The sequence below is a fragment of the Burkholderia sp. 22313 genome, from assembly GCF_052045245.1.
Taxonomy (GTDB): Bacteria; Pseudomonadota; Gammaproteobacteria; order Burkholderiales; family Burkholderiaceae; genus Burkholderia.
Genome location: NZ_JBQEON010000022.1, coordinates 111060 through 121280, shown reverse-complemented (window position 1 = coordinate 121280; position 10221 = coordinate 111060). Strand labels below are relative to the sequence as shown.

7 protein-coding genes and 1 pseudogene are annotated in these 10221 nt (G+C 67.6%); all 8 read right to left on the bottom strand.

Translation table 11 applies throughout. The annotated features are described in order from the left end of the window. A partial coding sequence (locus tag ACTJKF_RS19330; RefSeq protein WP_440625219.1) for an ESPR-type extended signal peptide-containing protein occupies nucleotides 1–1359 on the bottom strand: 1359 nt, incomplete at its 3' end. A gap of 434 nt (nucleotides 1360–1793) precedes the next feature. Further along, nucleotides 1794–1985: a hypothetical protein gene (locus tag ACTJKF_RS19325; RefSeq protein WP_440625218.1), complete on the bottom strand. Its 192-nt coding sequence runs from the start codon at nucleotides 1983–1985 to the stop codon at nucleotides 1794–1796. Nucleotides 1986–2489: 504 nt separating this feature from the next. Next, complete coding sequence (locus tag ACTJKF_RS19320) at nucleotides 2490–3392, bottom strand: ferritin-like domain-containing protein (RefSeq protein WP_440625216.1); 903 nt, start codon at nucleotides 3390–3392, stop codon at nucleotides 2490–2492. Between the two features lie 92 nt (nucleotides 3393–3484). Next, nucleotides 3485–3703: a transcriptional regulator gene (locus tag ACTJKF_RS19315; protein WP_440625214.1), complete on the bottom strand. Its 219-nt coding sequence runs from the start codon at nucleotides 3701–3703 to the stop codon at nucleotides 3485–3487. Nucleotides 3704–3930: 227 nt separating this feature from the next. Further along, complete coding sequence (locus ACTJKF_RS19310; protein WP_440625212.1) at nucleotides 3931–4581, bottom strand: NADPH-dependent FMN reductase; 651 nt, start codon at nucleotides 4579–4581, stop codon at nucleotides 3931–3933. A 329-nt stretch (nucleotides 4582–4910) separates the two neighbouring features. Further along, a pseudogene (locus ACTJKF_RS19305) lies at nucleotides 4911–5213 on the bottom strand (NIPSNAP family protein); the annotation flags it as partial. Between the two features lie 92 nt (nucleotides 5214–5305). After that, nucleotides 5306–6649, bottom strand: a complete 1344-nt coding sequence (locus ACTJKF_RS19300; protein ID WP_440625210.1) for a DUF3999 domain-containing protein — start codon at nucleotides 6647–6649, stop codon at nucleotides 5306–5308. After that, nucleotides 6646–10056 (bottom strand): DUF2339 domain-containing protein, encoded by a 3411-nt coding sequence (locus ACTJKF_RS19295; protein ID WP_440625208.1) that lies wholly within the window; start codon nucleotides 10054–10056, stop codon nucleotides 6646–6648. The genes ACTJKF_RS19300 and ACTJKF_RS19295 overlap by 4 nt, the downstream gene beginning before the upstream one ends. Between the last annotated feature and the right edge of the window lie 165 nt (nucleotides 10057–10221).

Below are 10221 nucleotides of genomic sequence, written 5' to 3'. Positions count from 1 at the left end.
CAGCGAATTGATGCCGGTCGAAGTCGACGTGGACAGCGACGTGATCGAGCTGTTAGCCGACGACAAGCCGGTTGAGGTCGAAGACGAAAGCGAAGTCACCGAGCTATTGGTCGAGCTCAGGCCGGTGGACAACGAGTTGATGCCCGTCGAAGTCGAGGTGGACAGCGACGAGATCGAGCTGTTAGCCGACGACAGGCCCGTCGAGGTCGACGACGACAGCGAAGTCACCGAGCTATTGGTCGAGCTCAGGCCGGTGGACAGCGAGTTGATGCCGGTCGAAGTCGAGGTGGACAGCGACGAGATCGAGCTGTTAGCCGCCGAGAGGCCGGTCGACGTGGACGACGAAAGCGAAGTCACGGAACTCTTGGTCGAGCTCAGACCTGTGGACAACGAATTGATACCCGTCGACGCCGACGTCGACAGGCTGCTGATCGCGCTCGTCGTCACGCTCATGCCGGTGCTGAGCTGGGACACGGTCACTGCGTCCTGCGGTGCCGAACCGTCGGCGACGTTGGTGATACGACGCAGGGCCGTCGAGCTGCCGACCGACACTTCCGACAGCGGCGCGGTGCTGCCCGTCAGGTAACCCGTGCCCGTCGGTGCTGCCGCGCCGGTCACGCTGCCCACGCCAATCGCGACGCTGGATGCGTAGTTGGCCGTGCCACCGAGCGCGATCGCGTTGGTGCCCGTTGCCGTCGCACCATTGCCGATGGCAGATGCGCCGGAGCCGGCAGCAGTGGCAGCCGAACCGAGCGCGGTGCCGTTGGTGCCTGCTGCCGTGACGGTTGCGTTTGCGCCGACCGCGACGCCCGACGTTGTCGCAGCGTTGACGTTCGAGAACCGGCCGATCGCGATTGCGTTGGTGCCTGCCGCGACGGCGCCGCCCGTGCCCGAACTGTTGCCGCCGCCGAGCGCGACCGAACTGATGCCCGATGCCGTCGTGTCGTTGCCGACCGCGGTAGCGCCGGTATTGAGCGCGGTCGAGCCGGAGCCGATGCCGATCGCACTCGCCCCCGTGGCCACGGAACGCTGGCCGAACGCCTGCGAATAGTTACCTGATGCGGTCGCGTTCGCGCCGATCGCGATCGACGTTGAACCGCTGGCCGTCGTCGTGCTGCCCGAGTTGCCGCCGATGGCGATCGCCTGGGCGCCCGAGGCCACGACGGAGCCACCGGAGCCGCCCGCACTGTACTGCGCATGCGCGACGTTGCCGACGGTCGCCCCCGCGACGAGCGCAACCGTTGCAACGGCCTTCACGACGGCCGACTTGTTCGGCTTGCCCCGTGCCGTATCGTGTTCCGATGCCGCGACCCAGGCGCCAAGGGCTTCGTTCCAGATCGAGCGGTATGTGCGGTTCATGTCCTGCTGCTCCCAAATATGCACGCCACACACCGGGCTCTTTCGTTAGATGAATATGCCGTGCGCTCGCGCGAATCTCAAAATTGATGGGCGGAGTTTATTTGAGGTGTTATTTTAAGATTGACAAAAAGTGAAAGATGGAAGGTTTTGAAAGTTAAAAGATGGTTAATGCATCGTGTTTTGATGTATTTGATAGTAACCATGTTGAAAATGAAAAGAATGCTATATGTATGGTGTTGTCGAATTCGTTACCAGGAGGATTTATTCATAAAAAACAATGAGTTAAGTTGAATTTGTGTGACCTGAAACGTGCCAACGTCCTTCAATAGTAAGACAAATGAAATGGCAAACGTTTGCGTGGTGTTCGAATATTTCTGAGTTGTAATGTGCCTTATGGCTCTGATCCATATTGGTTCAATTTCATTGTTAATTTATTAAAATTTGGCGCTGACTTGATCTTTTGATTTTATTTGTTCTGTATCAATAAAATAAAAAAGCCGTGAAGGACGGAATGCCGGGATATGCTGATTTGCGCATCGTGCCGGTCGCACCAGCCCGTGCGGCGGGCCTTCCCCGGTGGCCGGCTCCATCAAGTTGTAAAAAAGTGCTACAAGTGCATCGGCCATCTATTTGAGATTCATGTCCTATTGATGACATCCGATGTTTGGGGTTGGCCCCAATTGGACGAATCGCCAAGTGGCCCGTCGCGACCACGCTCGCCACCGCGGTCGTGGTGGTGGCGACAGGTTGTCCACGATCACGGGCTATCTACGCGACAAGGGGCGCCACGAGCGGGCGTGCCGGAAAGTTCAGGTCGTCGCCCCAGCGACTTGACCTGTTCGGGAGGGCGGGGCGGGCATGCCGCACCGGGAATGAGCGAGGAGATGCACAAACGCGTCCGATACACCCGGTCAGCCCGACGCGCGCGTCGCCAACCGGGCGCGTCGCCGCGCGCGGCTGAACGGCTTGGAGCCGCGGCGCTGTCTGCTTTCGTCGGGAGGGGGAACTGGCGTGTGGATGGCGATCGCGGCGGCGGAGCCGGTTGCACCGGACAGTCCGGCGACGCAGCGCGCCGTCCCGGACAAGGCGCCGGCGAGCGATCATGCGCGCCGCGGCCGGGCGCCGCAGTGTTATTTCCGCACGAAGCGCAGTGCGAGGCGCGCCAGGCGCGGGACGAACGTCGGGCGCAGCAGCCGCTTGTCGTACCCGGCCATGCGCCGGTCGTTCTCGCTGAGGCACAGCTCGATGAGCTCGCGCGGATTCAGCGACTCGCCGATGTCGGCGGTGCCCGTCGCCGGGAAGTTCGCGTCGCGCGCGACGCCGTCGGTATCGATGCCGCGTGCGATGCCGATGCGGTCGCGGATCAGGACCACCCACACGGCCGCGACGCGAGCCAGGAACCACGGCCGGCGCCACCACGGCAAATTGCGCCAGTACCACGCATACCAGTTCACGAAAAACAGGATGTGGCGGCCTTCCTCCTGGATCACGGGCTCGAAGGTATCGACGAGTTCGGCCGGGAAATAGCCGGAGCGCTGCGCGGAGCGGAACAGGCCGAATGCGAAGAAGCTGTCGATGCATTCGCTGAAGCCGGTCATCATCCATGACCACTCGGGATCCTTCGGCGCCGGATACGCGGGCTCGGGGGCGAGCTTGATGCCGTACGCCTCGACCAGCTTCGACAGCACGACCTTGTGCCGTGCTTCTTCGCCGCCGTCCATCTCGAGCGCCCGGCGCAGCAGCGGATCGTCGACGGTTGCCGCGAAGGTGGCGACGCGAATCGACGCGCGGCCTTCGGTTTGCACGGCGATGTCCCAGATGGGCAGCGACGTGAGCCGCTTGAGTGCGTCGGGTTTGAGCGGCGGCCAGTCGATGACGGCCGGCTTGTACGGGTTGTGCGTATCGAGCAGCATGCGGCAGAACATCCGCCTGTGCGCATCGGAACCGATCCTGACCGGACCTTGATGCTCAAAGGCCCAGTTGCGCATGGCGTGATCTGCCGCTGCATGTTCTTCCTGCAGCGTGTCGGACATGGCTGTTGTTGTGCGATTACGAAGTGAAAGATTCTTGCATAGCTTCCGTAATCGCGTATTTTCGTGCGGCCAGGGGGCGCCGCGTGCCGTGCTCAGGCCTGCGCGTCGACCCAGAGGCGACCCCAGCGGGACGCATACGCGAGCGCGTGTTCCTCTTCGAAGAAGAAGTCGATCGCGTCGAACGATACGGCGCGCGGCGACGGGCTGCCGCTTGCCTTCTCGATCGTCAGGTTCGCGGCGAACAGTCCGTTCGGCAGCCGGGCGGCAGCGGGGGCGACTTCATAGCCCTTGTAGCGGATCGTGCGGTTCATGACGTGGGCGTAGCGGGTTCGGGCTTTCAGCGTACGAAAACCCGAGGCCCGCGTGAACCAATCTTTCGGCCAATGCAAATCACGCGGCGGGCCGGATCGTTATCGGCGCAGGGAGCCGGCATGGAGCGGGGAGCGTCGGCGTGCCGCTGCGCGCAGGATAAGCGGACGCGCGCCGCCCGCGCACGGCGAACGTCGTCGGCCGGGCGCGGGCGGCGGGAAAGCGAAGGTTACTGGTTGGCGATCTTCAGCACGGGTGCGAGCGCGTCGACCGATGCGGCATGCGTGGCCGTGCGATGCGATGCGAATGCGAGCGCGAATTCGGCGGCCTGCGAGCCGACCGTCTCGAGCTGCGCGACGACTTTCGGATCCGAGCAGCTGTCGGCGCTGTCGAAGCGCGTTTCGAGCGTGTTCACGGTCGCGCCGAACGGGGTCGGCCAGCCGCGCAGCGCGTGGACGATCGAACGCAGCGACGTCAGCACGGTGCCGGCGGCTTGCCAGCCGTAGGCCGTGACGATCAGGCCGACCGCGCGGCCGTCGAGATACGGGCGCTCGTCGGCGCGCAGTTCCTCGAGCGTGTCGAGCGCGTTCTTCACGAGCCCGGACACGCCGCCGTGATAACCGGGCGTCGCGATGATGATCGCGTCGGCCTGGCGCACGGCGTCGATCAGTTCGCGCTGCGCGTCGGTCAGCGTCTTGTGTTCGGGCGCGTAGTGCGGGAGTGTGTGCAGGAACGGGCCGTCGAACAGGCGTGTGCGTGCGCCGGCGGCTTGCGCGCCGCGCAGCGCGAACGACAGCGCGCGCTCGGTCGACGACGCGGCCCGGGTGGTGCCGCCGATGCCGACCACGAACGGGCGGCGGTGTTGATCGAATGCAGTCAAGGGGCGCTCCTTGGGGATGGCTTGCCCGGCTAAGCACAGGCTTAAAACCAGATGGTAACGACCCCGCCGCCACTCTGAAAACGACTTTTCGTTCTATCGATATGCCGTGGGTGCAGGTCTGGCGTGCGCGCGGCGACGCAGATGAATAGCAGAAATGCTTGGTTGGGACGCTGCGGCGCGCTCGATAAGATGGGCTCGTCTCCTCCTGTATGTCTCTACTGACATGGGTTGGCCCCGCCGCGCGGATGCCGGCGGGGCTTTTTTTCGTCCCGTGCCGGAACGGGTGTGCGATGCGCAGGCGGCACCGCGTTCACGCCCCCGTCGCGTGACTCGAACACCGGCCGGAAGAAGCTGCGTTCGTCGCTGACGATGCCGCGCGTTTCCTCCGCGTAGCGGAACGCGGCCTGGCAGGCGCGATCGGCCTTCGAGCGTTCGCGGTAGCGTTCGTACTCGGCGAGGCTCGGAAACGAGAACATGGCAAGCGCGATGTCGCTCGCGCCTTCGGACGGCAGGAAGTCGCCGTGATGCGTGCCGCCGAATTGCTCGACGAGCGGAATCCACATCTTGCCGCAGGTTTCGAACTGCTCGAGCTTGTACGGATCGATGACGTAGCGAAGGAAGCAGGTAACCATGGGCGCGCTCGGCGCTGCGGGCATATTGTCGGCTTGCGCGGTCAGTGCGACCGACAGCGCGAGCACGACCGGTACGGCGGATGGCAGCCGCTTCAGCGAGTCGGCGGTTCGCCGCCGCGCGCGAGACGCCAGGCAATCGTGCCGAGCACGCCGACCGCGACGACCAGCGCACCCCACAGCACATAGCGGCGCGTCGCATCCGAATCGGCGGCCGGTTCCGGCGGGGCCGCCGCGGCCGGCAACACCGCGCCGACGCGGGCGGGCCGTACTTCCGGCGCCATCCCGACCAGCAACGCGTCGCGGCTGACGGCCGACGACGGCAGCGCCGCATTGCCGACGCCGAGCGTGAACGGCGGCGTGCCGCGTGCGACGAAGGTCAGCGCGGCCGGATGCCAGCCGATCGCGACGGCCGGCTGGCCGCCGCCGAGCCCGCCGTTGCGCATGTCGACGACGATTCGCCATGCGCGATCCGGATTCGGTGCGAATGCCAGCGGCGCATTGCGCTGTTCGCCGCCCGTGCCCCGCAGCCGGAACAGCACGGCGCCGGCGACGTCGCGCCACGGCGCCTGCGCGTCGGCACGGCTTTGCAGCGTTGCGCGCGCAACCGTATTCGATTGCGGCAGGTCGATGCGCACGTGGTCGACCGGATACGCGCCGTCGGTATCGAACCGATACTCGCCGGGCGCGCTGCCGGCCCTCACGTGCACGGCGTCACGCCATTGGCGCGGCACGGCCGCGGTGTCCGCCGTGCGTGCATCGCGCGGTCGCGTTTCGATCTCGATCGACCCGATCGCGGGTGCGCCGTCGACCCAGTCGAGCCGCAGGTAGCGCGGCCCCGTGCCTTCGAGCGCGATACGTTCCTGCACCAGCAGGTCGCCGCCGTGCCCGACCTTCAACAGCTGTGTGCTGCCGAGCGCGCGCCAGCTCCGCAAATCGTCGCTCGCCTCGACGGCGACGCGCCCCTGATAGCTGTCGTCATTCACGTGCACGAGCAGCGCGTCGACCTCGCCGTCCGCATGCGACAGGTCGACGAGATCGGCCGCATGCTGGACGCGAGCCGGCGCGGTCACGGCTGCTCGCAGCGAGCCGTCCGGCGCGACCGACACGCCCAGTGGCGCGCGACCGTCGCCGGTGCGGGCCGGCGGCAGCGGGAACCAGTGCACCGGCGTGCGCGACGGCGGCACGGCCGCCGCCGCGGGCGCATCGAGCGAATACGGGACGGGTTCGCCGGCACCGTTGAAGATGCGCACGTCGCCCAGATCGTCGCGCCGGCTGGCGGCATACACGGCCTGCGGCACGGTGAGCTGGTAATACGCGGCGCTGCCGTCGAGATCGAGCGCGAAGCGTTGGGCGACGCGTTCGGCGCCGGGCGTGCCGCCGGCCGTGGCGAACGACGTCAGCAGGCTCAGGCCGAGCAGGGCTGCGAGTCGTTTCATGACGGGTGGTCGTCCGGTTGGGCCGCGGCCTTCGGTGGCAGCGGCGAGAAATAGCCGATCAACAGCAGCAGCACGCCGATGCCGATGAACGACACGATGCGTTCGATGCCGGTGACGTGCGACAGGTCGAACAGGAACAGCTTGATCACCGTGAGCGCGAGCAGCGCGGCGCCGACGAACCACAGCGGACGCAAGCCGCGCCGCGTGGCCCAGATCATCGTCGCGAGCGCGCAGAGCGTCCAGTACACGGAGACCGACGCCTGCACGAGCGTCGATTCCGCCATCGCATCGAATGCGTACGGCACGCCGGTCCAGTGGTGCAGCGTGCGCAGCAGGATCGCGTTCAGCCACAGGAACGCCGTCGCGCCGGCCGCGCCGAGCAGCTCGACGCGATAAGTGCCGAACGACCAGCCGAGCTTGCGCGCGCGCACGAACCACGACCCGGCGAGCGCATAGACCACCACGAGCACGAGATCGAGCGGATTGAGCAGCGGGATGCGCGCCCAGCTGCCGCCGGCCTGCGTGAAGTTGGCGTAGAAGGTCCAGACCCACATCACGACGATCAACGGGAACGACGCGAGCGCGCACACGCGCGCGATGCCGTCGCGGCGCGTCAGCCACATGCCCGCGAACGCGAACAGGCTCCAGCCGACCATGAAGACCTGCTGGATCCCGAATGACGACAGCACGGTGTCGATCTCGTACGCGAAGTGGAAGCGGTGGTGCAGCGTGCGCAGCAGCAGCGCGTTGAACCACAGGAACACGGTCGCGAGCGCGGCAAGGTCGACCGCGAGCGGATGCCACGTGACGCCGAGCGTTTTCAGGCGGCGCAGCCAGGTGGCGAACGCGACGAAGATCAGCAGTTGCGCGACGTCGAGCGGATTGAGCAGCGGCAGCCAGAACAGCGGCGACGCGTCGCCGTCGCTCGAGACGCTGGCGATGCTCCACAGCCACAGCAGCGCGGCGAGCGGCACGGCGCCCCACACCTGATAGGCGCTCGGGAACGCGGCGACCGGCCAGCGCAGGCGCGAGCCCGGGCCCGCCACCAGCACGAGCAGCGCGCCGAAGCCATAGGCCCACGCGCTCCAGCTCCACGCGCCTTCGGGCACGAATGCGCGCAGGCGCCAGAAGCCTTCGAGCGAGAACAGCCCGCACAACGTCCAGAACATCAGCGTGTGCAGCGGCGCGAGTACCGTCGCGGGGATGGCCGTCACAGCTGACGTGACGGTCGTGCCGGTCGCGCCCGTCGCCGCACCGGTGGCTGCCGTGCCGCGCGACTGACGCAGCAGCAGCGCATAGCACGCCATGACGGCGATCGGCCACGCGAACGCGCCCATGCCCGACAACGGTGCTTGATGCGAGTCGAACGCGCGCAAGGCGAGCAGCGCGAGCACCGGCGTCAACGCGAGCGCCGGCCATTCCGCGATCGGCCAGGCGAGCTTGCGGCGCGCGACGTGGGCAAGCCACGCGGTGCCGGCGGCGAACAGCGCGGTCGCGTCGACGACGAAGCGGTCCGCGTGCAGATCGACGTGACGGCTCGCATAGACGAGGATCTCGTGCAGCCCGGCGCTCAGCCACCACAGCAATCCCCACGCCGCGGCGGCCGCGCCGAGGTCCGGCATCCACGCGTGCCACGCGCGCGCTTCGTCGCGCCCGTGCAGCCACCAGCCGGTGAACAGCCCGGCGAGCGCGATCAGCAGCATCGCGATATAGGGGCTGTTGAGCACCGGCAGCGCGTTCGTGTCGGCCGGCCCGAGCAGGCTTGTGAAGAACGCGCCGGCCGCGGCGACCTGCATCAGCAGGCCGAAGCCGAACGGCACGAGGCGTTTCTCGCGCACGCCGACCCACACGATGGCCGCGCCTTCGATCGCCCACGCGGCGCTCGTCGTCGGGCCCGAGAACGCGAGCGGCACCGCGAGCGTCGCGAAGATCACCGCGAGCGCGAGCATCGCCTCGAACAGCAGCGCGAGGCGCTCGCGGCGCCGTGCGAGCCAGGCGGCGACCGCGACGTAGAACGCCGATAACGCGACCGCGCTCCATGCGAGCCCGAACGGCATGTCCTTCACGAGCGACGCCTGCAGCGCGGTCGCGACGATCGGCGTGCCGAACACGAGCGTGCCGTCCACATAGTGGCGCAGCGCCAGCTCGCGTTTCACCGCATACAGCAGCGCGATGCCGACATACATCAGGAAGAACAGGATCAGGAACGGCTCGGTGGTCGCGAACAGCGCCGGGCGGTATGCGGTCACGCCCCACGCGGAGCCGATCGTGAACGTGAACACGAAGCCGAGCAGGTTCAGCGGACGCCAGGCCTTGAACCACGCGATCGCGAAGATGCCGGCGTTCAGCAATGCGTAGTAGCTGAACAGCGCGACGTGGCTGCCATGGCCGGTCGACAGCAGCACCGGCGCGAGAAAGCCGCCCGCGCTGCCCATGAACGCCAGCGGCAGCGCATTCTGCTTCACCGCGAGGAATGCGCTCAGCGCGCACACCGCGACCATCAGCGGGAACGCCGCGCCAACCGGCAGCAGCGCGTAGAGCTTGGTCGCGGCGAAGATCGTCAGGTACAGGATGCCGATGCCGCCGCCCTGCAGCACGAGGCCGTACGCCGCGCGGCGTGCGCGCACGCGCCAGCCGATCGCGAGCAGCGCGGCCGCGGCGAGGGCGGTGCCGGCCAGGCGGAACTCGATCGGCAGCATGTTGTTGTCGGCCGCGTACTTGAGCAGGAATGCGACGCCGAAGAACAGCACGATGATGCCGACGCGCACGACCGTGTTGCCGCCGAGCAGCCAGTCGCGCGCGGCCCGGAACGCGCGTTCGGCGATGCCGGGTTCGCGGGGCGTCGGCGGGGCGGGCGGGGCAGGGCGGGCGGTCGTTGCGGGCGCATGCATCGGTGCGCCGACGGCAGCCGGCGCGTCGCTCGCTCGAGCGGCGGCGACGGCGGGTGCGGGGGCCGGCGCGGACGTCGACGATGGCGTGCCGGCAGCCGCGACGGCAGGCTGGAGCGACGATCGCGGCGGTATCGCGGCGGGGGGCGGCGTGACGGAGGCGGGTGTTGGCGATGCGGCTTGCGCGGCGCTGCCGGTCGCGGCGGCGCCGGCCTTCGCGCCGGCGAGCTGGCCGCGCAGCACGTCGAGTTCGCGCGTGAGCGTGTCGACCGTCGCTTCGAGTCGCGCGACGCGCTCGGCGAGCGGCACGGGCGGATGGTGTGGTGTTGTCGGCGCCGTGGACAGCGCGTACGCATCGGGTGTCGCGCCGCCGTGCTTGCGCTTGCGCTGCTGCAGCGCGTGGCCGATGCAGAACCCGACCGCCGCACCGAGCAGCGTGCCGTTGGCGGCCGAGAAATCCCCGAACAATGCGGCGATACCGCCCACGATGAAACCGATTGCGGCAAAAGCCCAATTCATCGCCTAGCTCCCTCTCAATTTCGTTATCGTCCTTCGATCGGCGCGCCGCGCGATCGAGGCTGTTTCGGCATGGCCGGCAGGCGAACCGGCATCCGCGCACCGCCGGCGCCGCGCGGCGCGCAATGCGCGCGGCGACGTTCCGATCGGTGTGGTTGCCGGGAATGT

Bases quoted from the DNA above. Each gene is read 5' to 3' on its own strand.
- ACTJKF_RS19300 (WP_440625210.1), bottom strand. From the start codon at position 6,649: ATGAAACGACTCGCAGCCCTGCTCGGCCTGAGCCTGCTGACGTCGTTC.
- ACTJKF_RS19315 (WP_440625214.1), bottom strand. From the start codon at position 3,703: ATGAACCGCACGATCCGCTACAAGGGCTATGAAGTCGCCCCCGCTGCC.
- ACTJKF_RS19320 (WP_440625216.1), bottom strand. From the start codon at position 3,392: ATGTCCGACACGCTGCAGGAAGAACATGCAGCGGCAGATCACGCCATG.
- ACTJKF_RS19325 (WP_440625218.1), bottom strand. From the start codon at position 1,985: ATGGCCGATGCACTTGTAGCACTTTTTTACAACTTGATGGAGCCGGCC.
- ACTJKF_RS19295 (WP_440625208.1), bottom strand. From the start codon at position 10,056: ATGAATTGGGCTTTTGCCGCAATCGGTTTCATCGTGGGCGGTATCGCC.